Raw genomic sequence first — 24782 nt, 5'->3', positions numbered from 1 at the left:
AGGAGAGAGGGAGAGGAGGAGGGGCGGGTGAGGGTGGGGGAGGGACCCCCCCCCCCCTCCCCCCCCCCTCCCCCCCCCCACCCCCCCCCCCCCCCCCCCCCCCCCCCCCCGAACCCCCGGTAACGCTGTTGTCCACTGAGGCCAGCCACGTCCGGGTGATCCTTCCGCGGAGGCGCAGGACGGCCCCCGCGGCAGCACTAGACTGCTGCACAACAAACGCGTCAGGCCCACAGCGTCGTGCGTCTTCCACGCGGCTCAAGCGACACCGAGGAAGTGAAGGCCCGCCCCCACGCCACTCGGCACGGGACCGCACCTGCACCTCCCCGGGCCGCCGACAACCCTCCACCGCATGCGGCCGTCGGGACGGCCGTCCGCATTGGACTTGTGAGGACTCACGTGAGCTCGAAACCTGTCGTACTCATCGCTGAAGAGCTGTCGCCCGCGACCGTCGACGCCCTGGGCCCGGACTTCGAGATCCGGCAGTGCAACGGCGCGGACCGCGCCGAACTGCTGCCCGCGATCGCCGACGTGGACGCGATCCTGATCCGCTCGGCCACCAAGGTCGACGCCGAGGCCGTCGCCGCCGCGAAGAAGCTGAAGGTCGTCGCACGGGCCGGCGTCGGCCTGGACAATGTCGACGTCTCCGCCGCCACCAAGGCCGGCGTCATGGTCGTCAACGCCCCCACGTCGAACATCGTGACCGCGGCCGAGCTGGCCTGCGGCCTCCTGCTGGCCACCGCGCGGCACATCCCGCAGGCCAACACCGCCCTGAAGAACGGCGAGTGGAAGCGCTCCAAGTACACGGGCGTCGAGCTGGCCGAGAAGACCCTCGGCGTCGTCGGCCTCGGCCGCATCGGCGCGCTGGTCGCCCAGCGCATGTCCGCGTTCGGCATGAAGGTCGTCGCCTACGACCCGTACGTGCAGCCCGCGCGCGCCGCCCAGATGGGCGTGAAGGTCCTGTCGCTGGACGAGCTGCTCGAGGTCGCCGACTTCATCACCGTGCACCTCCCCAAGACCCCCGAGACGCTCGGCCTGATCGGCGACGAGGCGCTGCACAAGGTCAAGCCGTCGGTGCGCATCGTGAACGCCGCGCGCGGCGGGATCGTCGACGAGGAGGCGCTGTACTCGGCGCTCAAGGAGGGCCGAGTCGCCGGCGCCGGCCTCGACGTGTACGCGAAGGAGCCCTGCACGGACTCCCCGCTCTTCGAGCTCGACCAGGTCGTCTGCACCCCGCACCTCGGCGCCTCCACCGACGAGGCGCAGGAGAAGGCCGGTATCGCCGTCGCCCGCTCCGTGCGCCTCGCCCTCGCCGGTGAGCTCGTGCCGGACGCGGTGAACGTCCAGGGCGGCGTCATCGCCGAGGACGTCAAGCCGGGTCTGCCGCTCGCCGAGAAGCTCGGCCGCATCTTCACCGCCCTCGCGAGCGAGGTCGCGGTCCGCCTCGACGTCGAGGTGTACGGCGAGATCACCCAGCACGACGTCAAGGTGCTCGAACTGTCCGCGCTCAAGGGCGTGTTCGAGGACGTCGTCGACGAGACCGTGTCGTACGTGAACGCCCCCCTGTTCGCGCAGGAGCGCGGCGTCGAGGTCCGTCTGACGACCAGCTCCGAGTCCCCGGACCACCGCAACGTGGTCACCGTCCGCGGCACCCTCGGCGACGGCCAGGAGGTCTCGGTCTCCGGCACGCTGGCCGGCCCCAAGCACCTCCAGAAGATCGTCGCCGTCGGTGACTACGACGTCGACCTCGCGCTCGCCGACCACATGGTCGTCCTGCGCTACGAGGACCGTCCCGGTGTCGTCGGCACCGTCGGCCGCGTCTTCGGCGAGGCCGGCATCAACATCGGGGGCATGCAGGTCGCCCGCGCGGCCGTCGGCGGCGAGGCCCTCGCCGTCCTCACGGTCGACGACACGGTCCCGCAGTCCGTCCTCACCGAGGTCGCCGACGAGATCGGCGCCACGTCGGCGCGCTCGGTCAACCTCGTCTGACGGTCACACAACACGGCTTCCCCGTACGGCGGTCGCGCTGAGCGCCCGCCTACGGTCCGAGGGCCGGGGCACCTTCGGGTGGTCCGGCCCTCCGTCGTGCGGCGGGACGCCGGGCGTCAGCCGGACGCCGTGCGCTCCGGCTCGATCAGGCCCTGCCGGTAGGCGATGGCCACGGCCTCCGTGCGCCCGGCCGCGCCCAGCTTGGCGAGGATGTTCGACACGTGGACGCTCGCCGTCTTGCCGCTGATGAACAGCTCCTCGCCGATCCTGCGGTTGGTCCGGCCGAGCGCGAGGAGCCGCAGCACGTCGTACTCCCGGGCCGTCAGGACCGCGCCGTCCTGTACGGAGGGCTCCGTCCGGGCGAGCTGGCCGCGCCTGACGAGGGCGTCCAGGGCCTCGCACAGCGGTACGGCCCCGAGCCGCACGGCCGTCTCGCGTGCCGCGCGCGCCTGCTCGGCGGCCTCCTCGCGGCGGTCCGCCGCCAGCAGCGCCTCCGCCAGCCGCCGCCGGCAGCGGGCCAGCTCGTACGGGTCGCCGTAGGCGAAGGCGGCGACGGCTTTCTCCCAGGCCGCGACATCGGGGCCGGTGCGGGCGCGGGTCCACTCGGCCTCGGCGCGCGCCAGCCAGGCGAGGCCCTCGGGACCCTGCCGTGAGCCGTCCTCGCCCTTCGCCGCCGTGACGCGGGCCAGCTCCACCAGCTCGTCCGCGGTGTCCGTCCAGCGGCGGACGCCCGCCAGGTCGCCGGCCGGGCGCAGCTGTTCGGCCCGGTCGGCCACCGCGGCCAGGGCGAGCGCGGCCAGGTGCACCGCGACGTCCGGCCGCTCGGCGCCCGCCTCACCGGCGAGGGTCGTGATCGTCGTACGGACCCGGGCGACGGCCGCCTCCGGGTCTCCGCGCAGCGCCGCGGCGTCGGTCAGCACGATGCCCGCGACGAGGGTGGCCATCCAGTCGAACGGTCCCTCCAGGAGGGCGCGGGCACGGTCGGCGGCCCGCTGGTCGCCCCGCGCCAGTGCCACGTACAGGGCGGGGCCGGTCGCGAACCCGGCCGCCGCGGGCAGCCGCTCGGCGTCGTCGGCGGCGGCGCGGGCGCAGTCGTCCCAGCGGCCCTGGGTGTAGAAGACCAGGGACTGGAGATAGCGCAGCTCCAGCGCGTACGGCGAGGACAGCAGGCCGGAGCGGCCCGCGCGCCCGAGTCCGTCGGAGAGCCAGGTCAGGCACTCGTCCAGGTCACCGGACTCGTAGCAGCCGACCGCGAGGTTGAACAAGGCCCGCATCTCGACGGAGACGTTGCCGGCGAGACGGGCCAGCCCGCGTGCCCGCGCCAGCCGGAGGCGGCCTTCCGGGGTGCGGCGGTTGTGGCCTTCGAGCCCGACCAGGGAGATCGTCAGGTCCGCCTGCGCGTCGGTGATCCCGAGGTCCTCGGCGACCCGCAGGGCCTGCCGGGCGACCCGCTGGGCGTCCTCGTCGTGGCCCATGTAGCGGGCCGCCATGGCGTGGGTGGCCGCGGCCCACACCCACGTGCGCGACGGGGGGTCGGCCGGGATCATGGCGAGGGCCTCGCTGCTGTACGTGAACGCCGCCTTCAGCCGGTCGACGCGGATGAGGTTGCCCGCGAGGGTGTAGCGGACGCGGACGGCCAGTTCGGAGTCGGCGTCCGAGCCCGCCCGGGCGAGCGCGGCCCGGGTCAGCGTGACCGCCCGGTGGCTCTCGCCCGCGTGGGCGGCGGCCGCGGAGGCGCGCAGCGTGAGGGTGACGGTGTCGAGGACGTCCTCGGGGCGGGCCGTGGGTGCCACGGCGGGCCACAGGTCGAGGGCGGATTCCAGGTGGCGCAGCTCCTCGGCGGGCGCGCCGACGCGGGCCGCGTGGTCGGCGGCCTCCAGGGACGCCCGTAGCGCGTCGGCCAGGTCGTGGCTCTCCCGCGAGTGGTGGGCGCGCTCCGCGGCGCTCTTCGCCGGGTCGCCGCGTCCGGCGAGGAGCCCGGCGAACGCGCGGTGCAGCCTGACCCGTTCGCCCGGCAGCAGGTCGGCGTAGACGGCCTCGCGGATGAGGGCGTGCCGGAAGGCGTACGTGTCGCCCTCGGCGGGGACGAGGAGCTGTCTGCCGACGGCCTCGCGGAGCGCCGACTCCAGTTCTTCCTCCGGCAGTTGGACGGCGTCGCGCAGCAGGTCGTGCTCGACGCGGCGGCCGGCCACGGCGGCGGTGCGCAGCACCTGCTGGGCGGTGGCGGGCAGTTGCTCGAAGCGGATGAGGAGGACGTCGGCGAGACCGCTGGGCATCACGCCGGCTTCGGGCTCGGCGGCACCGGGCACGGCGTCCGCGGTGGCGGCGAGCAGCTCCTCCGCGTAGAACGCGTTGCCCTCGGCGCGCTCGACGATGCGGCGGACCGTCGTGTCCGGCACCGGCTCGGCGCCGAGGGCGCGCACCAGGCTGGCCACCTCCGCGTCGCGCATCGGCCGCAGCTCCAGGCGGTCGACCGCGGGCAGCCGGATCAGCTCGGCGAGCAGGGGGCGCAGCGGGTGGCGGCGGTGCAGGTCGTCGGCGCGGTACGAGGCGAAGACGGCGAGGCGGTGGGTGGGGGCGCCGCCCGCCGCCGTGCCCGGGCCGCGGGTCTGCGGGAGCTGGAGCAGGCCGCGGCTGAGCAGGAAGCGCAGCAGGTCGCGGGAGGACTGGTCCGCCCAGTGCAGGTCCTCCAGGATCAGCAGGAGGGGAGTGATCGCGCCGACGTCGCGCAGGAGTCCTGCCACGCCTTCGAACAGGCGCAGCCGGCCGCCCGCGTCGGAGGCGCCGTCGGCTCCGCTGCCGAGCAGCCGGTCGACGGCGGGGTGGGCCGCGAGGGCGGGGGCGAACCGCTCGTCCGCCGCGAGCGCGCCGAGGATCTCGGTGAACGGCAGATACGGCAGGCCCACGTCGCCGAGGTCGACGCAGTGGCCGGTGAGGACCGTCATGCCGGTGGTGGCGGCGTGCGCGGCGGCTTCGGTGAGGACGCGGGTCTTGCCGACGCCGGCGTCTCCCGCGACCAGGACGGCGCGGGGGTCTCCCGCGCGGGCGCGGGTCAGCACGCCGGTGAGGCGGGCCAGTTCTTCTGACCGGCCGATGAACGGCGTACCGAATGTCTGTGCCACGGTTCCATCCTGGCATGCGGAACGGGCGCGGCACCCTGCGTTGAGGCTGCCCTCCAGGGGTTCCGCCGTCCCCGGATGCCCGTGTCGGCCTGCGGCCTCGTCCTCATGTGCCGGACCGGCTGAGACTCTCCTGGGCGGGGTCTGAGGTCTGCCCGGCCGGGGCGGTGTGCGCCTGCACCCGGCGCAGCGTGGCCGTGGCGAGGGCCGCCGCGCCCAGGAGGAGGAGCGCTCCGGCGACGGCCGCGGTGTTCATGCCGGTGGTGAAGGCATCCCGGGCGGCCGTCGTCAGGGTGGCGCCGGCGCCGTCCGGCAGGTGCCGGGCGGCGGACAGCGCGCCGCCGAGGGTCTCCCGGGCCGCGGCCGGGGCGGAGGCCGGCATCTCGTGGCGGTAGACGGCGGTCCCGATGGAACCGAGGACCGCCATCCCCAGCGCGCCGCCGAACTCCGCGCCGGTCTCCAGCAGGGAGGACGCCGTGCCCGCGTTGCCGACGGGGACCGTGCCGAGGGCCAGGTCCATCATCTGGGACATCACGGTGACGATTCCGGAGGCGAGGACGCCCGCGCCGGCCAGCACCAGCCACAGGGAGTCCGTACCGGCGAGGACGAGCAGTCCGTAGCCGCAGGCGGCGACGACGAAGCCACCGGCGACGACGTGGCCGCGGTGCACGCCCTTGTGCACCAACTGCGCGGCGACCGGGGCGGCGACGCCGACCAGGACGGTGGGCAGCAGGGCCCAGAGCGCGGCTTCCATGGAGCTCTTGCCGAGCACCGACTGCAGGTACTGGGTGGTGAAGTACGCCGAGCCCATCATGGCGAACGAGGAGACGAGGTTGAGGACGACGGCGGGGGCGAAGCCGCGTCCGCGGAACAACTCGGGGGAGATCAGCGGGGATTCGGCGGTGCGCTGGCGGCGGACGAAAAGCGCGGTGAAGAGCAGGCCGACGGCGACGGAGATCACGTACTCCGACCGCCAGCCTTCGGACGGGATCTCCTTGACGCCGTAGATCAGGGGCAGTACGGCCGCCATGGACAGCGGCACGCTGAGCAGGTCGAAGCGGCCGGGCTCGGGGTTCCTGGACTCGGGCAGCAGGACCGGGCCGAGCACCAGCAGCAGCACCATCGCGGGCAGGTTGACGAGGAAGACGGAGCCCCACCAGAAGTACTCGACGAGGACACCGCTCATCACCGAGCCGAGGGCGATGCCGCCGGTCATGACGCCGGACCACAGGCCGATCGCCTTCGCCCGCTGGCCGGGGTCCGTGAACATCGTGCGGATGATCGCCATCGTCGACGGCATCAGGGTCGCGCCGCCGATGCCGAGGAGGGCGCGGGCCGCGATCAGGGTCTCGGCGCTGTCGGCGTACGCGGCGACGACGGAGGCGGTCCCGAAGGCGGCGGCACCGAACAGCAGCAGCTTGCGGCGTCCGATGCGGTCGCCCAGGGAGCCCATCGTCATGAGCAGGCCGGCGAGCACGAACGCGTAGATGTCGAAGATCCACAGCTGCTGGGTGCCGCTCGGCTCCAAGTCCGCGCTGATCGCGGGGATGGCGAAGTAGAGGACGGAGACGTCCATGGAGACGAGGAGCAGCGGAAGCATCAGGACGCCGAGGGCGGTCCATTCGCGGCGGCCGGCACGGGGGCCGGATGCGGGGGCGGGGCTCGTCGAGTGCGTCATGGCAGGGACTGTACGGCTGTCTTATACGGCTGTCTAGTACGCTCGTTTAAGACGGTTGTCTGGATCGGCGGTACGCTGCTCGTATGGGACACCGTGAGGATCTGCTCGAGGGCGCCAAGCGCTGCCTGCTGGAGAAGGGGTTCGTGCGCACCACCGCGCGCGACATCGTCAAGGAGTCGGCGACGAACCTGGCGTCCATCGGCTACCACTACGGCTCGAAGGACGCGCTGCTCGCGGAGGCCTACGTCGACCTGATCTCGAACCTGGGTGAGGGGTTCGACGGCTTCGGCGGGGACGGCGCGGTGGGGGAGCCCGGCTCCCTGGAGCGTTTCCAGGAGGTCTGGGCGAACGTCACCCGGTCCTTCACCGAGGCCCGCCCGATCTGGATGCTCACCTTCGAGGTGATCACCAACGACGACCGGCTGCCCGGGGTCCGCGAGCAGCTGGTGAAGGCCCAGGACGAGGGGCGCCGGGGCCTGATCCCCCTGCTCATGGGCGGCCGGGAGGCCGACGTCGACGACGAGACGCTGCGTACGGTCGGCGGTTTCTACCAGACCCTGCTCAACGGCCTGTGCGTGCAGTGGCTCTTCGACCCGGCGTCGGCAACGGAGGCCTCGCACCTCACACAGGGGCTGCGGCGGGTGATCGAGGCGTCGGCGAAGACCGGCGGCTGAGACCGGCCGGAGCCCGCGGCCCGCGCCGGGCCCTACAGCCGCGCCCCCTTCAGCGCCATGTGCAGCAGCAGCCGGTCCTCGCCGTCGTCCAGGTCGAGGCCCGTGAGCTGTTCGACCCGGGACAGGCGGTAGTACAGGGTCTGGCGGTGGACGCCGAGCTCCGCCGCGGTACGGCCCGCCTGGCCCGCGCAGTCGAGGAACACCTCGGCGGTGCGGGCCAGTTCGCGATGGGCGGGGGCCAGCAGGGTGCGTACGACGGGGTCGTGGGCGGCGTCCGGCGGGAGCGCCGTCAGGAGCCGGAAGGGGCCGATGGACGCCCACTCGGCGACCGGTCCGAGACGCGGCTCGGCCAGGACGGCACGGGCCGCGGCCGAGGCCTCCTGCCAGGCGGCCCCCAGTTCGGCGAGGCCCGCGCGCGCCCCGGCGACGCCGGCCGCCGCGGCACCCGGAAGGCCTCCGGTCGTCGCGCCGCCCGACGGGTTCCCGGACGCCGCCCCGCCCGAGGGGTTCCCGGCGCCTGTGTTTCCCGAGGTGCTCCCGACGGACCCGCGGCCCGAGGCGCTCCCGGCGGCCCCGCGGCCCGAGGCGCTTCCGGCGGCCCCGCGGCCCGAGGTGCTCCCGGCGGCCGCGCCCGCCGCCTCCCGTACGAACCGCGACGCCGCCGTGAGTGCGGGGGTCAGCACCTCGGGCGAGCGCAGCCGCACCAGCAGGGCCAGGCTCTGCCCCGTCGCCCCCCACGGCACCGTGCACAGGGCGGTCGCCCCCGGCACCGCACGGACGGACGGGGCGTCGTCCGGGTCGGCGGAGGGCCAGGGGGCCACGCACACGACCGTGTGCAGGCCGTCCCCGCGGGAGCCGAGCGCGGTGCGCAGCTCGGCGACCGCCATGTCCCGCTGCCAGCCGCGCTCGGCCGTGAGGACCGCCCGCAGCTCGCGCGTGAGGTCGGCGCCCGCCTGTGCCTCGTCGGCGAGCAGGGCGCCGAGCCGGGCGGCCACCTCCATGGCGGCGGCCAGCTGCCCGGCGGCCGGTCCCGGGTCGTCGTCCAGGAGCCACACGTACCCCAGCACGACACCCCGATGGCGTACCGGCAGGCAGACGCGTCCGCGGTGGACGCCCGCCTCCGGCGTCGGCGGGATGCGGACCGGGCCGGTGGCCCGGGCGATGCCGAAGCCCTCGAACCAGGCGCGGACCGCCGGGGTGGATCGGCGCGTGAGGATCGAGCGGGTGCGCACCGGGTCGAGGGCGGCCTCGTCGAAGTCGCCCTCGCTGTCGTAGGCGCCGAAGGCGATCAGCTCGAAGTCGCGGTTCTCCAGCGTCGCGGGGGCGCCGAGGAGGGCCGAGATCTCGTCGACCAGCTCCTGGTACTCACCGCGTCCGGCCGGTCTGCCCACCTTGAAATCGCCCGTCACGCGGGCATTCTCTCTCATTTCTCCACCGGCCTCATACAGATGTCTGAGATCCAGGGCACGGATGCGTGACAGCTGTCGATGGCCGACGATCGGGAGGATCCTTAGGTTTCACGGTGGTTCTCCGTGCCGTACCCGGGCGTCCCTTCCCGGGTCCGCGGCCGTCCGTACTTTCCGTGGAGGTGCCCCGTGCTGGGTCCCGTGATTCTCGCCGCGTCGCGCAGCGACCGGATGCGCCGTTTCGTGTCGGCGGCCCCCGGCACCAAGCAGGTGGTCGCCCGCTTCATCGCCGGTGAGACGGTCGGCCAGGTCGTGCCGATCGTGCAGGAGGCCGTCGCCCGGGGTCTTGAGGTCACCCTCGACGTCGTCGGCGAGGACATCACCACCCGCGAGCAGGCCGCCGCCGCCCGGGACGCCTACCTGGAGCTCATCGAGCACCTCGCGCGGCTGGACCTCGGCACCCGGGCCGAGATGTCCGTCAAGCTGTCGATGTTCGGCCAGGCGCTGGAGGGCGGGCACGAGCTGGCGCTCGCCAACGTCCGGCCCGTCGTCGAGGCCGCCGCCGCCATCGGCACCACGGTCACCCTGGACGCCGAGGACCACACCACCCTCGACTCGATGTTCGCGATCCACGAGGAGCTGCGGAAGGACTTCCCGCAGACCGGCTGCGTCATCCAGGCCTACCTCTTCCGCACCGAGGCCGACGCCCGCCGTCTCGCCGCGAACGGCAGCCGCGTGCGTCTGGTGAAGGGCGCCTACAAGGAGCCCGCCGAGGTCGCGTACCAGGACAGGACCGAGATCGACAAGGCGTACGTCCGGGTCCTGCGCGTCCTGATGGAGGGCGACGGATACCCGATGATCGGGTCCCACGACCCCCGGCTGATCTCCATCGCCCAGGAACTCGCGCGGCGTGCCGGGCGCAAGCTCGACGAGTACGAGTTCCAGATGCTGTACGGCATCCGCGGCGAGGAGCACCTGCGGCTCGCCGCCGAGGGCCACCGCATGCGGGTGTACACCGCGTACGGCACCGACTGGTACGGCTACTTCATGCGCCGCCTCGCGGAGAAGCCGGCCAACCTCCTCTTCTTCGCCCGCTCCATCCTCACCAAGGGCTGAGTTCGAACCACCTGCTCACTAAGGAGTTACGGAACCCATGGACGCTGTGACCCAGGTCCCCACCCCCGTCAACGAGCCGGTGCTGGGCTACGCCCCCGGCTCCCCGGAGCGCGCCCGCCTGGAGGCCAGGCTCAAGGAGCTGGCCGAGAACCCCATCGAGCTCCCGATGACCATCGGCGGCGAGAAGCGGCTCGGCGGCGGCGAGCGCTTCGAGGTCGTGCAGCCGCACAACCACAAGGCCGTCATCGGCACCGGCGCGCACGCCACCCGGCAGGACGCGCAGGACGCGATCGACGCCGCCCTCGCCGCCGCCCCGGCCTGGCGCGCGATGTCCTTCGACGACCGTGCCGCGATCATCCTGCGCGCCGCCGAGCTGCTGTCCGGCCCGTGGCGCGAGACCCTCGCCGCCTCCACGATGCTCGGCCAGTCGAAGACCGCCCAGCAGGCGGAGATCGACTGTCCGTGCGAGCTCGTCGACTTCTGGCGCTTCAACGTCAAGTACGCCCGGGACCTGCTCGCGGAGCAGCCCCCGGCCAACTCGCCGGGCGTCTGGAACCGCCTCGACCACCGCCCGCTCGAGGGCTTCGTCTACGCGATCACGCCGTTCAACTTCTCCGCGATCGCGGGCAACCTGCCGACCGCGCCCGCGCTGATGGGCAACGTCGTCGTGTGGAAGCCGTCCCCGACGCAGACCCACGCCGCCGTGCTGCTGATGCAGCTCCTGGAGGAGGCGGGCCTGCCCAAGGGCGTCATCAACCTCGTCACCGGTGACGGCGTCGAGGTCTCCGAGGTCGCCCTGGAGCACCGCGACCTCGCGGGCATCCACTTCACCGGCTCCACCAAGACCTTCCAGTACCTGTGGAAGACGGTCGGCAACAACATCGAGAAGTACCGCTCCTACCCGCGTCTGGTCGGCGAGACCGGCGGCAAGGACTTCCTGGTCGCGCACCCGAGCGCCGACCGCGCCGTCCTCAAGACCGCCCTGACCCGCGGTGCCTTCGAGTACCAGGGCCAGAAGTGCTCCGCGACCTCCCGCGCGTACCTCCCCGCCTCCATCTGGAACTCCGGTTTCAAGGAGGAATTCGCGGCCGAGGTCGACTACCTGACCATGGGTGACGTCACCGACCTCGCCAACTTCGTGGGCGCCGTCATCGACGAGCGGTCCTTCGCCAAGAACAAGGCCGCCATCGACCGCGCCAAGGCGGACCCGGCCTGCACGATCGTCGCGGGCGGCTCGTACGACGACTCGGTCGGCTACTTCGTGCGCCCGACCGTCGTCGAGTGCACCGACCCGGAGAACGAGGTCTTCCGGACCGAGTACTTCGGCCCGTTCCTCGCCGTGTACGTCTACGAGGACGACCGGTACGACGAGATGCTGGCCCAGATGGAGTCGGTCTCGGACTACGCGCTCACCGGCGCGGTCATCTCCAACGACCGCGCGGCGGCCGCGTACACGATGGACAAGCTCCGCTACGCGGCGGGCAACTTCTACATCAACGACAAGTCGACCGGCGCCGTCGTCGGCCAGCAGCCCTTCGGCGGCGGCCGCGCGTCCGGCACCAACGACAAGGCCGGCGCCCCGCAGAACCTGATGCGCTGGACCCTGACCCGCGCCATCAAGGAGACGCTGGTCCCGCCGACCGACTACACGTACCCGCACATGGGCTGACCTCGGCCCGCTGAGGTTCCGGGCCGGGAAGCCGCCGATCGGGGCGGCTTCCCGGCCCGTGCGCGTCTTTCGGCCCGTGCGCGTCCCGCGGCGGCCGGTGCGGCGGGGCCGCCGGGAATACTGGGGCGATGGCCACCCGACTGCGTACCGCTCACACGGCGGAGCTCGCCCCCGCCGGACTCCGTGCCGTCCGCGCCCTCCTGGACGACGCCTTCGAGGGGAACTTCGACGACGAGGACTGGGACCACGGCCTCGGCGGCATCCACGCCCTCGTCCACGACGAACGGGGCCTCGCCGCCCACGGGTCCGTGATACAGCGGCGCGTCCTGCATCAGGGGCGCTCCCTGCGCGTCGGCTACGTCGAGGCGGTCGGCGTGCGCCCCGACGTCCGCCGGACGGGCCTGGGCGGGCAGGTGATGGCGGCTCTCGAACGGGTCATCGACGGCGCGTACGCTCTCGGCGCGCTCTCCGCCAGCGACGACGGCGCCGCCCTCTACACGGCCCGGGGCTGGCAGGTCTGGCCCGGGCGGATCTGCGCGCTCGGACCCGCGGGTGTCGTGCGCCTGGCCGAGGAGGAGGGCACCACCTTCCTGCGTCCCGCCGCCGCGGGCCCCCTGGACGCCGCGCACGAGCTGGTCTTCGACTGGCGGGACGGCGACGTGCTGTGACCGCGGCGACGTGCTGTGACGGCGGGCGCGCCTCGGCCGGATCGCGTCGCCGCAGGTCACAGCCGCGGGCCGGTCCCCCCGTCTCAGATAGTAGGAAGTCCGAGTAATCGTGCAGACAGAAGCGCGGTCCTCGCCTAGCTTGGTAGGAGCCGAACGTCTCGCTCGATCAAGCGAATGGCGGTCGTGAGCCGCGCCCCGTGCAGGCAACCCCTGCGGCACCGCTCCCCGCCCCTCCGGCGTCTCGTATCCCTCACCCCCCTTCCGGTTGTCATTTCCGGAGGCAAGGAGCCGACCATCATGGCCGAGACGACCGTCCGCCGAGTCCGTCACGTTTCCCGTACCAGCGACTCCGACCGCAAGAACGCCGCCGCGGCGCTCCAGCGCGCCCTCGACCGCCGGGACAACGGCGGCGCGACGGGCCACTGACGCCCACTGATCCGCCCACCTGCCGGGAGCCGCGCCCGCACGGGATGCGGCGCGGCGCTCAGGCGCCGCGCCGCACCTCGAAGTGGTCGATCCGCTCGCCGCTCTGCGCCAGGGCCGAGACGGTGAGCCGGGGAGCGGGGCCGGTCTCGGCCTCCACCGAGAGGAACGAGTAGCCGGTGTACCGCACCCGCGACCACTCGACGCTGTCCGGCTTGCGCCGCTTCGCCTCGGTCCAGTGGAAGGTCTCGACGGACTCGCGGTCCCTCACCCTTCCCTCGTAGCTGTCCTTCACCCCCGCCGGGAAGCGGTAGAGGCTCTTGCCCGCCCCTCCCGCCGTGACGTAGACGATGCCGTCGCGGGTGGGGTCGGTCGTGGCGCCCACGGGAACCCGCCGGCCAACCGCCCCGTCCTTGATGGCGTCGGTCCGCTCGTAGACGTGGTTGTGCCCGTTGATCACCAGGTCCACCTGGTGTCTGGCGAACAGCGGCACCCAGGCGTCCCGCACTCCTCCGTCGGAGGCGTGCGTCGACGTGGAGTAGGCGCAGTGGTGGAAGAAGACCACGACGAAGTCGACCTGGCCGCGCAGCTCCCCGAGCCGCCGGTCGAGCCAGGCGGTCTGCCTGCCGTCCGAGTAGCCCAGGTTGGCGGGGATCTCGTACGACACGTCGTTGGCGTCCAGCGCGACGATGCCGACGTTGCCGTAGACGAACGAGTAGACGCCCGGCGCCCGCTCCGCGTCGAAGCCGTTGCCGGGAAGCGACCAGCGCGCGGACTGGCCGCCGTAGCCGTTCGGCGAGTACCAGGCCTCCATGTCGTGGTTGCCGGTCGTCACCATCCACGGCACCGACCGGGCCACCGTCTCGGTCTGCTTCAGGAAGAGGTCCCAGGCGGCCGGGTCGTAGATGTCCGACTCCTCGCCGTGGCCGATCCCGTCCGCGTAGCAGATGTCGCCCGCGTGCAGGTGGAACGCCGGACCGCGGCCGAGGAGCACCTTGTCGTTGGCGAGGGCGTCGGGCGTGACGCCCTGGTCGCCGAAGGCCGTGAACACGAACTTCTCCGGGTGCGCGGGCGCCGTGCGGAAGCGGGCGACCGTCCCGTGGTGCTCTGTGCCGGCGGGGTCGAATCCCTCGTGGCCGACGCCGTAGTAGTACGTCGTCCCCGGGCGCAGCCGGTCGAGCGCCGCGTGCAGGTAGAACTGGTCCAGCGCGAGCCGCTGCCCGGCGACGCCCGGGGTGTGCAGGTCGCGCACTTCGGCCTCGATCCGCCGGCTCAGCGACCAGGGCGTCAACCCCACCCGGACGTACGGCTTCCTGACCGCGAACGGCACCTGCCAGGAAATCCGCATCTGCGTCTTCGGGTCCGCGCCGAAGGCGAGGTGGCGCCCGAACGGCGCCACGGCGGAGCCCGGAACCCGGCCGGTGGCCGGACGCGACGACGCGCCGGCCGTCCGCGGGCGGCTCCCGCTGTCCGGCGTGCATCCGGCGAGCAGCCCGCCGCCCGCGAACGCGCCCGCGGTCACCAGCGCGCGGCGCCGCGTGAGCCGCGCGCGCAGGTACTCGTGCTGCTCGGCCATGCTCATGCGGCGGGCGAGCTGCTCCGGGATGCCGACGTCAGGGGTGTCCATGCCGGTGAACTTCCCAGCACGGACCGACGACCGGCAGACGCACGGGTGAACGCAGTCTGACGAATGTCCCCGCGGCTCTTCCGCGCCCGGCTCCGCCACCACCCGCCGCGTCCGCATGGTGGACATCGCGTGTCATCCCATGGGACAAGGAGTACGGTGCCGTCATGTCTCGCAGCCTCAATCTCGCAGTGATTCCCGGTGACGGCATCGGCCAGGAGGTCGTGGCCCAGGGACTGAAGGTGCTCTCCGCCGTCCTTCCGCAGGATGTGAAGCTGGAGACCAAGGAGTTCGACTTCGGCGCCCGGCGCTACCACGCCACCGGTGAGACCCTCACCGACGCCGACCTCGAAGCCCTGCAGAAGCACGACGCGATCCTGCTCGGCGCGATCGGCGACCCCTCGGTCCCGTCCGGCGTCCTGGAGCGGGGCTTCCTGCTCAAGCTCCGCTTCGCCTTCGACCACCACGTGAACCTGCGCCCCTCGAAGCTCCTCCCGGGTGTCGCCACCCCGCTGGCGGGGCAGCCCGAGATCGACTTCGTCGTCGTCCGCGAAGGCACCGAGGGCCCCTACACGGGCAACGGCGGCACCATCCGCAAGGGCACCCCGCACGAGGTCGCCACCGAGGTCTCCGTCAACACGGCCTTCGGTGTCGAGCGCGTCGTCCGGGACGCCTTCGCCCGCGCCCAGGCCCGCCCGCGCAAGAAGCTCGCCCTCATCCACAAGAACAACGTGCTGACCTTCGCCGGTCACCTGTGGACGGACGTCTTCAACCGGGTGGCCGAGGAGTTCCCCGAGGTCACCACCGAGTACATGCACGTGGACGCGGCGACGATCTACCTGGTCACGCAGCCCGAGCGCTTCGACGTGATCGTCACCGACAACCTCTTCGGCGACATCATCACCGACCTCGCCGCGGCCGTCTCCGGCGGCATCGGCGTCGCCGCCTCCGGCAACATCAACCCGAGCGGCGCGTTCCCCTCGATGTTCGAGCCCGTGCACGGCTCGGCGCCCGACATCGCGGGCCAGGGCAAGGCCGACCCCAGCGCCACGGTCCTGTCCGTCGCCCTGCTGCTGCGCCACCTCGGCTACGAGACCGAGGCCGCGCGGATCGAGGACGCGGTCGCCGGCGACCTCGCGGAGCGCGTCGGCGGACCCGAGCGCACGACCGAGGAAATCGGCGACGCCCTCGCCGTACGAGTAGCCGGCTGACCCCGCGCGCACTCACTTCTGGAAGAGCCGCCGGGTCGCATCCGCACCCGGTGGCTTTTCTTATGCCCTCGCCGGGTGCCACCATCGAACCCTGGGCCGCATTCACACCTTTTTCGTCCACGGCTCCGCACACGCGATAATCGAACGCGGAGCCGCGGAATGAGGGAATGCTCGGACGTCCTAGCACTGGCCACTGGCAGTACAGGCGTGAGCGCGGCCCGTCACACACAACCGGTGAAGGACAACCACTCATGACGACGCCCACCATCGAGCTCAAGCCCTCGGCCGCCCCCCTCTCCGAGGCGGAGCGCGAGGCCATCCTGGCCAACCCCGGGTTCGGCCGGCACTTCACCGACCACATGGTGACGATCCGGTGGACCGAGGGCCGCGGCTGGCACGACGGCCAGCTCGTGCCGTACGGCCCGCTCTCCCTCGACCCGGCGAACATGACCCTGCACTACGCGCAGGAGATCTTCGAGGGCCTGAAGGCGTACCGCCAGCCCGACGGTTCCGTCGCCACCTTCCGTCCCGAGATGAACGCCCGGCGCTTCCAGTCCTCCGCCCGCCGGCTCGGCATGCCCGAGCTGCCGGTCGAGACGTTCATCGAGGCCTGTGACGTCCTCGTCCAGCACGACCGGGCCTGGGTCCCGGCGCACGGCGGCGAGCAGTCCCTCTACCTGCGGCCGTTCATGATCGCGACCGAGGTCGGCCTCGGCGTGAAGCCCGCCAACGAGTACCTCTTCCTCGTCATCGCCTCGCCCGCCGGCGCGTACTTCGCCGGGGGCGTCAGGCCCGTCTCGATCTGGCTCTCCGAGGACCGCGTCCGCGCCGTCCCCGGCGGCATGGGCGACGCCAAGACCGGCGGCAACTACGCCGCGTCGCTGCTCGCGCAGGCCGAGGCCGCCGCGAAGGGCTGCGACCAGGTCGCCTACCTCGACGCCGTGGAGCACAAGTGGGTCGAGGAACTCGGCGGCATGAACCTGTACTTCGTGTACGGCGACAGGATCGTCACCCCCGAGCTGACCGGTTCCCTGCTCGCCGGTGTCACCCGCGACTCGCTGCTCACCGTCGCCCGTGACCTCGGTTACCAGGCGGAGGAGGGGCGCGTCTCCATCGACCAGTGGCAGCGCGACACGGAGAACGGCACCCTCACCGAGGTCTTCGCCTGCGGCACCGCCGCCGTGATCACCCCGGTCGGCACGGTCAAGCGCACCGGCACCGAGTGGCAGCAGTCGGGCGGCGAGCCGGGCGAGGTCACCCTGCGGCTGCGCGAGGCCCTCCTCGACATCCAGCGCGGCATCGGCGAGGACAAGCACGGCTGGATGCACCCGCTGGGCTGAGCCCTCTCCCGCACCGCGAGAGCCCGCCCCGCCCGGGGCGGGCTCTCGCGTCCGACGGCGCGGCCTCGGCACCCGTCACGGCGAGAGCGGGGCCGCCTCGCGCTCCGCGTCCGAGGGGACGGGCACGGCGGACGCGCCCCGGGTCAGAGCGAGGTGGACGGCGCCGCCGACCCCCCCCGACAGCAGGAAGCTGCAGTCCACGCCGCCCGTCAGGGACAGCAGCGGACCCTCGTACGAGGGGAGCGAGACCGCCAGCACGCCGACGCAGGCGCCGAGCGCCCAGGCCGTGGTGGCCGGGATGTTCCAGCCGCCGCGGTACCAGTAGACGCCGCCCCGGGAACGGCGGTTGAAGACCTGGAGGGCGTCCGGGTCGTAGACGCCGCGGCAGCGGACGAAACCGATCAGGGTGATGACGGCCCAGGGCGTCCCGATCGCCGTGAGCAGCAGCACGAAGGACGTCATCGCGTCCTGGGTGCTGGACGCGTAGTGGCCGGCGAAGACGCACGCGGTGGCGACCACGGCGACCGTGCAGGTGGCCCGGGGGCGCGAGGCGCGCGGCAGGATCGCGTCGAGGTCCAGGCCCATCGAGTAGAGCATCAGTCCCGCGTTGCCGACCGATCCCGCCGAGGCGGCGAGCAGCAGCGGCACCAGGTACCAGCCGGGGGAGGCCGCCACCAGCGGTCCGGCGTAGTCGAGGGCGGCGCGGGCGGCGTACGCGGTGAAGGTGCCGAAGAGCTGCGGGACCAGGAGGCCGGCGAGCAGGCCGAGCCAGGTGGCGTGCAGGACCGTGCGCGGACTGTGGCGGGCGGGGGAGATGTAGCGGGTGTAGTCACCGAGCAGGGTGATGAAGGCGATGGGCCCGGACAGGCCCGCCGCGACCGCCGCCAGCAGCCACGTCGGCCAGAACGAGCCGAGCAGGTAGCCGCCGGTCTCCGGGAGCGCGGCGGTGGTGAAGTGCGGTGCGTACGCGATCACCCCGAGGACCAGCAGCGCGGTCATGCCGACGGCCAGGACGCGCGACATCGCGAGGAGCACGCGGTAGCCGTACACCGCGCCCGCCACCGTCGCCGCGGCCAGCAGCGTGTAGACCACGGCGTACGAGGCCTCCGTCGCCGGCAGCCCGGACAGCCGGTGCAGGACGCTCACCATCACGTCGCCGCCGATCCAGACGGTCAGCGCGGTGTAGCCGAGGGCCAGCAGCAGGCCCACGACCGAGCCGACCAGCCGGCCGCGGACGCCGAACTGGGCGCCCGAGGACGTCGAGAGGTTCGTCGCGGTGCGCAGGGACACCAGGGCGAGCGGGGCCGTGACCGCCGTGCCGACGACGGTGCCCGCCACGACCGAGCTGACCGACGCCCACCAGCCGAGGCCGAAGGACGGCGGCAGCCAGCCGAAGACGATCACGCCGAGGCACAGGTTGGACCCGAGCAGGATCGAGACGAGGTCGCGGGGTCCGCTGGTGCGTTCCTCGTCGGGGATGGTGTCGACTCCGTGCCGTTCCATCGGCATGGCTGGTCTCCTTCGGTCGGCCGCATGTGCACACCCATGAATTTGAGCGGCGTTCAATGTGACGCGTTCCAGGCCAACCCGTCAATGCTTCCGCTTGCTGAGATGCACGGCTAGGCTGTGGTTAGAGTGATGCTCTAAATGGTGGAAGGCAAGGAGGTGTCGCGTCGTGAGACTGACCCCCACCGAACGTGACCGGCTGCTGCTCTTCGGGGCCGCCGAACTGGCACGGGCCCGCCGGGCCCGGGGCCTCAGGCTCAACGTCCCGGAGGCGACCGCCCTCATCGCCGACACCGTCTGCGAGGCGGCCCGCGACGGACGCCGGCTCGCCGAGGCGATCGCGGCGGCGCGTGCGGTGCTCGGCCCCGACGACGTCCTGCCGGGCGTGGCCGACGTCGTCACCGAGGTGCATGTCGAGGCCGTCTTCGACGACGGCTCGCGGCTCGCGGTGGTGAGCGACCCCATCGGCGGGGGGCTGGGCGAGCACGCGCCGGGCGCGCTGCTGCCGGGCCCCGGGCACGCCGAGCCCGAGGCCGCCGTCCGGCTCACGGTCACGAACACCGCGACGGTCCCGGTCTCCGTCACCTCGCACTTCCACTTCTTCGAGGCCAACCCGCGGCTCGACTTCGACCGGTCCGCGGCGTACGGGATGCGGCTCGCGGTGCCCGCGGGCTCGTCGGTGCGGTTCGGACCCGGCGAGAGCTCCCGGGTCGGCCTGCTGCCGATCGGTGGCGAGCGCGTCGCGATCGGGTTCGCGGGCCTGGTGGACGGACCGCTGGACGCGCCGGGAGCCCGGCAGGAGGCCCTCCGCCGGGCCGCCGCCTGCGGCTACCTCGGCGCCGGACCGGCCGGCGCGCCCACGCCGGCCTTCGAGGGGAGCGGGGCGCCCGCGCCCGCCCCGCCCGCCGAATCCGCCCGCCCCGGCGCACCGCGCACGACCGAAGGAGACGGACGATGAGCAGCGGCATCGACCCCCACGCGTACGCCGCGACCCACGGGCCGAGGGCCGGGGACCGCGTCCGGCTCGGCGACTCGGGACTGACGGTCCGGATCGAGTCGGACGCCCAGAAGTACGGGGACGAGTTCCTGGCCGGCTTCGGGAAGACCGCCCGCGACGGACTGCACCTGAAGGCCGCCGCCGTCCGCGACACCTGCGACGTCGTGATCAGCAACGTCGTCGTGATCGACGCGGCCCAGGGCATCCGGAAGGTCTCCATCGGCATCCGCGAGGGCCGGATCTGCTCGATCGGGCGGGCGGGGAACCCGGACACCCTCGACGGCGTGGACGTCGTGGTCGGCACGGGCACGTCGATCGTGTCGGGCGAGGGGCTCATCGCGACCGCAGGCGCCGTCGACACGCACGTGCACCTGCTGTCGCCGCGCATCATGGAGGCCTCCCTCGCCTCCGGTGTCACCACGGTCATAGGCCAGGAGTTCGGGCCCGTGTGGGGCGTGGGTGTCAACTCGCCCTGGGCACTGCGGCACGCCTTCGGCGCCTTCGACGCCTGGCCGGTCAACATCGGCTTCCTCGGCCGGGGTTCGTCCTCGGACGCGGCACCCCTCGTCGAGGCGCTGGCCGAGGGCGGCGCCTCCGGCTTCAAGGTCCACGAGGACATGGGCGCCCACACCCGGGCACTGGACACGGCGCTGCGGGTCGCCGAGGAGCACGACGTCCAGGTGGCCCTGCACAGCGACGGGCTGAACGAGTGCCTGTCCGTCGAGGACACCCTGCGGGTCCTGGACGGACGCACCATCCACGCCTTCCACATCGAGGGCTGCGGCGGCGGTCACGTGCCGAACGTCCTGAAGATGGCGGGCGTCCCGAACGTCATCGGTTCCTCCACCAACCCCACCCTGCCCTTCGGCCGGGACGCGGTCGCCGAGCACTACGGGATGATCGTCTCCGTCCACGACCTGAAGACCGACCTGCCCGGCGACGCCGCGATGGCCCGCGACCGGATCAGGGCCGGCACCATGGGCGCCGAGGACGTGCTGCACGACCTGGGCGCGATCGGCATCACCTCGTCGGACGCGCAGGGCATGGGCCGGGCCGGCGAGACGGTACGCCGCACCTTCGCCATGGCCGGGAAGATGAAGGCCGAGCTGGGCCCCCTCGACGGCGGCGCGGACACCGGCGACGACAACGCGCGCGTCCTGCGCTACGTGGCCAAGCTGACGATCAACCCGGCCGTCGCGCACGGGCTCGCCCACGAGGTCGGCTCCATCGAGGTCGGCAAGCTCGCCGACATCGTCCTGTGGCGCCCCGAGTACTTCGGCGCCAAACCGCAGCTCGTGCTCAAGTCCGGCTTCCCCGCGTACGGCGTCGTCGGCGACCCGAACGCAGCGACCGACACCTGCGAACCCCTCGTCCTCGGGCCGCAGTTCGGGGCGTACGGCGCGACGCCCGCCGACATCTCCGTCGCCTTCGTCGCGCAGGCCGCCGTGGACCTGGGCAAGGACCTGATGCCCACCCGCCGGCGCCGGGTCGCCGTGCGCGGCACCCGCGGCATCGGCCCCGCCGACCTGCACCTCAACTCCCGTACCGGAGCCGTCGACGTCGACCAGCGCACCGGTCTGGTCACCCTCGACGGCGACCCGCTGCGCTCCGAGCCGGCCGACTCCGTCTCCCTCAACCGCCTGTACTTCCTCTAAGGACCCCCCCATGTCTGCTGCCGCCGACGGTTTCCGCATGCCCGCCGAGTGGGCCCCGCACGAACGCACCTGGATGGCGTGGCCGGGCCCCAACCCCACCTTCGACGACCCGGACGACCTGGCCGGGGCCCGCCGCGCGTGGGCCGACGTGGCCCGCGCCGTCCGCCGCTTCGAGCCGGTGACGGTGGTGTGCGGGCCGGGCCTGTCGGCCGGGGCGCGCGAACTCCTGGGCCCCGGGGTCGAGGTGGTCGAGCGGGAGCTCGACGACGCGTGGATGCGCGACATCGGCCCCACCTTCCTCACCGACGGGAAGGGCGGACTGGCCGCGGTGGACTGGACGTTCAACGGCTGGGGCGCCCAGGACTGGGCCCGCTGGGAGCACGACAGCAAGGCCGCCGCGTACGTCTCCGATCTGGCCGGGGCCCGTACGTACGCCTCGAAGCTGGTCAACGAGGGCGGCGCGATCCACGTCGACGGTGAGGGAACCGTCCTGCTGACCGAGACCGTGCAGCTCGGCCCCGAGCGCAACCCGCACTGGACGCGCGAGGAGGTCGAGGCGGAGATCCACGCCCAGCTCGGCACCCGCAAGGCGATCTGGCTGCCCCGCGGGCTGACCGGCGACTATCCCCCCCACGGCTTCGGCACGCTCGGGCACGTCGACATCGTGGCCGCCTTCGCACGGCCCGGTGTCGTCGTGACGCACTCCCAGCCCGACCCGGCGCACCCCGACCACGAGGTCGGCAAGGAGATCGCCGGGCTGCTCAGGGGGCAGACCGACGCGCGGGGCCGCCGGCTGGAGGTCGTCGAGATCCCCGCCCCGACGGTGCTGGAGGCCGACGGGCACTGGGCCGACTACTCGTACATCAACCACTACCTCTGCAACGGCGGTGTGGTGCTGTGCGGCTTCGACGACCCCCGGGACGAGATCGCCGCCGGGATCTTCCGGCGGCTGTTCCCGGAGCGGACGGTGACGCTGGTGGACGCCCGTACGATCTTCTCCGGGGGCGGTGGCATCCACTGCATCACCCAGCAGCAGCCGAGGGTCTGAACCGGGAGTCGCACGTGGCCGGGAGCCGCACACCGCGCAGGAGGAACGCGCCTGCCCGCGAGGACGTGCTGGCGACCGCCATGGACATGATCGCCAAGCGCGGTCTGGAGCAGCTCACCATGGCGGCGCTCGGCCGCGAGGTCGGGATGAGCAGCGGCCATCTCCTCTACTACTTCCGCTCCAAGGACGAGCTGCTGCTGCGGACCCTGGAATGGAGCGAGGGGCGCCTCGGCACCGAGCGCGGCCGGCTGCTCGCCGCGCGCGGCACGGCCCGGGAACGTCTCGACGCGTACGTCGACCTGTACGTGCCCGACGGACACCGCGACCCGCACTGGACGCTGTGGCTGGAGGTCTGGAACCGCTCGCAGAACGCCGACGAGGAGGCCCGCGACCGGCAGGCCGCCATCGAGGGCGCCTGGCACCGCGACCTGGTCGCGCTGCTCGCCGAGGGCGTCTCGCGGGGCGAGTTCCGCCGGGTCGACCCGGACCGCTTCGCCGCGCGGCTGCGGTCCCTGCTCGACGGCTTCTCCATCCATGTGGCGATCGGTCTGCGCGGCACGGACCGCGGGCAGGTCCTGGACCACGTCCGGGAGTTCCTCGACGAGTCGCTCGGCGAGGCCGCGCCCGAGCGGGAGTCCTGAGGGCGGGCGGCGGTCCTGAGCGCGGGCGGTGGCCGGAAGCGGTCGCCTGGACGGAACGTCCGGCCCGCATCCTGAGACACCCGTGAGCGCGGGGGCCCCGCTGTGCCAGACTGCCTCCGTGCTCTCGTTCGCCATGATTATTGGCAGCAGGCGCGCCGGTCCGCAGTGACCGCCACGTACCACCACGTACGGGCGGGCACCGTCGTCTCGACCCGCGCGCAGACCTCTCGCACCCGCGAGAGGTTTTTCGTTTTCCCGGCGCCCACCACCAGCCGGGAAGAGAGCGCGAGGGATCATTGGGGGACGGTGGAGCCGGTCATTCCGGTAGACCGAGATCCGATACAGGAGCCAGAGACCATGACCGAAACCAGCGAGCTCGACGATTCGTTCCACGTCTTCGACACGACGCTGCGCGACGGCGCGCAGCGTGAGGGCATCAACCTCACGGTCGCGGACAAGCTGGCCATCGCACGGCACCTGGACGACTTCGGCGTCGGCTTCATCGAGGGCGGCTGGCCCGGCGCCAACCCGCGGGACACCGAGTTCTTCGCCCGCGCCCGGCAGGAGATCGATTTCCGGCATGCCCGGCTCGTGGCCTTCGGCGCCACCCGCAGGGCCCACGCGAAGGCGTCCGAGGACCCCCAGGTGCAGGCGCTCCTGGACTCCGGCGCGCCGGTGATCACGCTCGTCGCCAAGTCCCACGACCGGCATGTCGAGCTGGCCCTGCGCACGACGCTGGAGGAGAACCTGGAGATGGTCCGCGACACCGTCTCCCACCTGGTCGCGCAGGGCCGCCGGGTCTTCGTCGACTGCGAGCACTTCTTCGACGGCTACCGCGCCAATCCCGGGTACGCGAAGGCGGTCGTCCGCACCGCCGCCGAGGCGGGCGCCGACGTGGTCGTGCTGTGCGACACCAACGGCGGCATGCTCCCGGCGCAGGTCCAGGCCGTCGTCTCCACGGTGCTGGCCGACACCGGCGCCCGGCTCGGCATCCACGCCCAGGACGACACGGGGTGCGCGGTGGCCAACACCCTGGCCGCCGTCGACGCGGGCGCCACCCACGTCCAGTGCACCGCCAACGGCTACGGCGAGCGGGTCGGCAACTCCAACCTCTTCCCGGTCGTCGCCGCCCTGGAGCTCAAGTACGGCAAGAAGGTCCTGCCCGAGGGCAGGCTGCGCGAGATGACCCGGATCTCACACGCCATCGCCGAGGTCGTCAACCTCACCCCCTCCACGCACCAGCCCTACGTCGGCGTCTCGGCCTTCGCCCACAAGGCGGGCCTGCACGCCTCCGCGATCAAGGTGGACCCGGACCTCTACCAGCACATCGACCCCGAACAGGTCGGCAACACCATGCGGATGCTCGTCTCCGACATGGCGGGCCGCGCCTCCATCGAGCTCAAGGGCAAGGAACTCGGCGTCGACCTCGGCGATGACCGCGAACTGGTCGCCCGGGTCGTCGAGCGGGTCAAGGAACGCGAACTGAAGGGCTACACCTACGAGGCCGCCGACGCCTCCTTCGAGCTGTTGCTGCGCGAGGAGGCCGAGGGCAGGCCCCGTGAGTACTTCCAGGTCGAGTCCTGGCGGGCGATCGTCGAGGACCGCCCCGACGGCACCCACGCCAACGAGGCGACCGTCAAGCTCTTCGCCAAGGGCGAGCGGATCGTGGCCACCGCCGAGGGCAACGGCCCGGTCCACGCCCTGGACCGGGCCCTGCGCGTCGCCCTGGAGAAGATCTACCCCCAGCTCGCCAAGCTGGAGCTGGTCGACTACAAGGTGCGCATCCTGGAGGGCAAGCACGGCACGTCCTCCACGACCCGCGTCCTCATCTCCACGTCCGACGGCACCGGGGAGTGGTCCACGGTCGGCGTCGCCGAGAACGTGATCGCCGCGTCCTGGCAGGCCCTGGAGGACGCGTACACCTACGGCCTCCTCCGCGCGGGAGTGGAACCGGCGGCGTAGGCCGGGTGCCGGACGGGCCGAGGTGGCCGGCCCGTCCGGCCGGGGTGCTCAGCGGCGCC

At 72.8% G+C, this 24782-nt stretch carries 18 protein-coding genes; 13 read left to right on the top strand and 5 right to left on the bottom strand.

From position 1 onward, the window contains the following. The first annotated feature begins 396 nt into the window (after positions 1-396). Complete coding sequence (serA, locus tag AC069T_RS09760) at positions 397-1986, top strand: phosphoglycerate dehydrogenase (protein ID WP_358855958.1); 1590 nt, start codon at positions 397-399, stop codon at positions 1984-1986. Positions 1987-2102: 116 nt separating this feature from the next. Here the strand turns inward: serA and AC069T_RS09755 are convergent, their stop codons facing one another. Together AC069T_RS09755 and AC069T_RS09750 are read right to left on the bottom strand one after the other, a co-directional pair. After that, the gene (locus AC069T_RS09755; RefSeq protein ID WP_478782215.1) at positions 2103-5108 is read right to left on the bottom strand and encodes a helix-turn-helix transcriptional regulator; all 3006 of its coding nucleotides are present in this window, start codon (positions 5106-5108) and stop codon (positions 2103-2105) included. Between the two features lie 103 nt (positions 5109-5211). Next, the gene (locus AC069T_RS09750) at positions 5212-6783 is read right to left on the bottom strand and encodes an MFS transporter (protein ID WP_478782214.1); all 1572 of its coding nucleotides are present in this window, start codon (positions 6781-6783) and stop codon (positions 5212-5214) included. Between the two features lie 83 nt (positions 6784-6866). Between AC069T_RS09750 and AC069T_RS09745 the strand changes: the two genes are divergently transcribed. Continuing rightward, positions 6867-7457, top strand: coding sequence for a TetR/AcrR family transcriptional regulator (locus AC069T_RS09745; RefSeq protein WP_478782213.1), 591 nt, complete (start codon positions 6867-6869; stop codon positions 7455-7457). A gap of 32 nt (positions 7458-7489) precedes the next feature. Here AC069T_RS09745 and AC069T_RS09740 read toward each other — a convergent pair whose 3' ends face one another. Beyond that, positions 7490-8884, bottom strand: a complete 1395-nt coding sequence (locus AC069T_RS09740) for a PucR family transcriptional regulator (RefSeq protein WP_478782212.1) — start codon at positions 8882-8884, stop codon at positions 7490-7492. Between the two features lie 168 nt (positions 8885-9052). Here AC069T_RS09740 and AC069T_RS09735 point away from each other — a divergent pair, with 168 nt between their 5' ends. The 4 genes from AC069T_RS09735 to AC069T_RS09720 all read left to right on the top strand — a co-directional run bounded on the left by AC069T_RS09735 (position 9053) and on the right by AC069T_RS09720 (position 12742). Next, the gene (locus tag AC069T_RS09735; RefSeq protein ID WP_478782211.1) at positions 9053-9979 is read left to right on the top strand and encodes a proline dehydrogenase family protein; all 927 of its coding nucleotides are present in this window, start codon (positions 9053-9055) and stop codon (positions 9977-9979) included. Positions 9980-10016: 37 nt separating this feature from the next. After that, a complete protein-coding gene (pruA, locus tag AC069T_RS09730; protein ID WP_478782210.1) occupies positions 10017-11648 on the top strand; it encodes an L-glutamate gamma-semialdehyde dehydrogenase in 1632 nt (543 codons plus the stop codon). Between the two features lie 128 nt (positions 11649-11776). After that, on the top strand, positions 11777-12316 hold the full coding sequence (locus AC069T_RS09725) for a GNAT family N-acetyltransferase (RefSeq protein ID WP_478782209.1): 540 nt from the start codon (positions 11777-11779) through the stop codon (positions 12314-12316). Positions 12317-12613: 297 nt separating this feature from the next. After that, positions 12614-12742, top strand: coding sequence for a hypothetical protein (locus AC069T_RS09720; RefSeq protein ID WP_344392558.1), 129 nt, complete (start codon positions 12614-12616; stop codon positions 12740-12742). 58 nt (positions 12743-12800) lie between these two features. Here AC069T_RS09720 and AC069T_RS09715 read toward each other — a convergent pair whose 3' ends face one another. Next, positions 12801-14366 (bottom strand): purple acid phosphatase family protein, encoded by a 1566-nt coding sequence (locus tag AC069T_RS09715; RefSeq protein WP_478782208.1) that lies wholly within the window; start codon positions 14364-14366, stop codon positions 12801-12803. Between the two features lie 164 nt (positions 14367-14530). Between AC069T_RS09715 and AC069T_RS09710 the strand changes: the two genes are divergently transcribed. Both AC069T_RS09710 and AC069T_RS09705 read left to right on the top strand, forming a co-directional pair. Further along, on the top strand, positions 14531-15574 hold the full coding sequence (locus AC069T_RS09710) for a 3-isopropylmalate dehydrogenase (protein WP_478782207.1): 1044 nt from the start codon (positions 14531-14533) through the stop codon (positions 15572-15574). A 251-nt stretch (positions 15575-15825) separates the two neighbouring features. Next, the gene (locus tag AC069T_RS09705; protein ID WP_478782206.1) at positions 15826-16914 is read left to right on the top strand and encodes a branched-chain amino acid aminotransferase; all 1089 of its coding nucleotides are present in this window, start codon (positions 15826-15828) and stop codon (positions 16912-16914) included. Between the two features lie 75 nt (positions 16915-16989). On the opposite strand, the gene AC069T_RS09700 is transcribed toward AC069T_RS09705, so the two are convergent. Further along, on the bottom strand, positions 16990-18423 hold the full coding sequence (locus AC069T_RS09700; protein ID WP_478782205.1) for a cytosine permease: 1434 nt from the start codon (positions 18421-18423) through the stop codon (positions 16990-16992). Positions 18424-18589: 166 nt separating this feature from the next. Here AC069T_RS09700 and ureA point away from each other — a divergent pair, with 166 nt between their 5' ends. The 5 genes from ureA to cimA all read left to right on the top strand — a co-directional run bounded on the left by ureA (position 18590) and on the right by cimA (position 24723). After that, positions 18590-19378, top strand: coding sequence for an urease subunit gamma (ureA, locus tag AC069T_RS09695; RefSeq protein WP_478782204.1), 789 nt, complete (start codon positions 18590-18592; stop codon positions 19376-19378). Beyond that, positions 19375-21072, top strand: coding sequence for an urease subunit alpha (locus AC069T_RS09690; RefSeq protein ID WP_478782203.1), 1698 nt, complete (start codon positions 19375-19377; stop codon positions 21070-21072). Before ureA ends, AC069T_RS09690 begins: the two co-directional genes overlap by 4 nt. Before the next feature lie 10 nt (positions 21073-21082). Continuing rightward, a complete protein-coding gene (locus tag AC069T_RS09685; RefSeq protein WP_478782202.1) occupies positions 21083-22120 on the top strand; it encodes an agmatine deiminase family protein in 1038 nt (345 codons plus the stop codon). Between the two features lie 80 nt (positions 22121-22200). Then, on the top strand, positions 22201-22761 hold the full coding sequence (locus AC069T_RS09680; protein ID WP_478782276.1) for a TetR/AcrR family transcriptional regulator: 561 nt from the start codon (positions 22201-22203) through the stop codon (positions 22759-22761). A 357-nt stretch (positions 22762-23118) separates the two neighbouring features. Continuing rightward, positions 23119-24723, top strand: a complete 1605-nt coding sequence (cimA, locus tag AC069T_RS09675) for a citramalate synthase (RefSeq protein WP_478782201.1) — start codon at positions 23119-23121, stop codon at positions 24721-24723. Positions 24724-24782 lie beyond the last annotated feature (59 nt).

The organism is Streptomyces sp. NPDC043867, from assembly GCF_056435845.1.
This window is presented reverse-complemented; position numbering and strand designations above follow the sequence as displayed.

What these genes read in the sequence shown, in the direction of transcription:
- AC069T_RS09745 (WP_478782213.1), top strand. Translation starts at nt 6,867, where the DNA reads ATGGGACACCGTGAGGATCTGCTCGAGGGCGCCAAGCGCTGCCTGCTG.
- AC069T_RS09720 (WP_344392558.1), top strand. Translation starts at nt 12,614, where the DNA reads ATGGCCGAGACGACCGTCCGCCGAGTCCGTCACGTTTCCCGTACCAGC.
- AC069T_RS09685 (WP_478782202.1), top strand. Translation starts at nt 21,083, where the DNA reads ATGTCTGCTGCCGCCGACGGTTTCCGCATGCCCGCCGAGTGGGCCCCG.
- AC069T_RS09700 (WP_478782205.1), bottom strand. Translation starts at nt 18,423, where the DNA reads ATGCCGATGGAACGGCACGGAGTCGACACCATCCCCGACGAGGAACGC.
- AC069T_RS09710 (WP_478782207.1), top strand. Translation starts at nt 14,531, where the DNA reads ATGTCTCGCAGCCTCAATCTCGCAGTGATTCCCGGTGACGGCATCGGC.
- AC069T_RS09750 (WP_478782214.1), bottom strand. Translation starts at nt 6,783, where the DNA reads ATGACGCACTCGACGAGCCCCGCCCCCGCATCCGGCCCCCGTGCCGGC.
- AC069T_RS09680 (WP_478782276.1), top strand. Translation starts at nt 22,201, where the DNA reads ATGGACATGATCGCCAAGCGCGGTCTGGAGCAGCTCACCATGGCGGCG.
- AC069T_RS09690 (WP_478782203.1), top strand. Translation starts at nt 19,375, where the DNA reads ATGAGCAGCGGCATCGACCCCCACGCGTACGCCGCGACCCACGGGCCG.
- AC069T_RS09740 (WP_478782212.1), bottom strand. Translation starts at nt 8,884, where the DNA reads ATGAGAGAGAATGCCCGCGTGACGGGCGATTTCAAGGTGGGCAGACCG.
- pruA (WP_478782210.1), top strand. Translation starts at nt 10,017, where the DNA reads ATGGACGCTGTGACCCAGGTCCCCACCCCCGTCAACGAGCCGGTGCTG.
- AC069T_RS09715 (WP_478782208.1), bottom strand. Translation starts at nt 14,366, where the DNA reads ATGGACACCCCTGACGTCGGCATCCCGGAGCAGCTCGCCCGCCGCATG.
- AC069T_RS09725 (WP_478782209.1), top strand. Translation starts at nt 11,777, where the DNA reads ATGGCCACCCGACTGCGTACCGCTCACACGGCGGAGCTCGCCCCCGCC.
- AC069T_RS09705 (WP_478782206.1), top strand. Translation starts at nt 15,826, where the DNA reads ATGACGACGCCCACCATCGAGCTCAAGCCCTCGGCCGCCCCCCTCTCC.
- cimA (WP_478782201.1), top strand. Translation starts at nt 23,119, where the DNA reads ATGACCGAAACCAGCGAGCTCGACGATTCGTTCCACGTCTTCGACACG.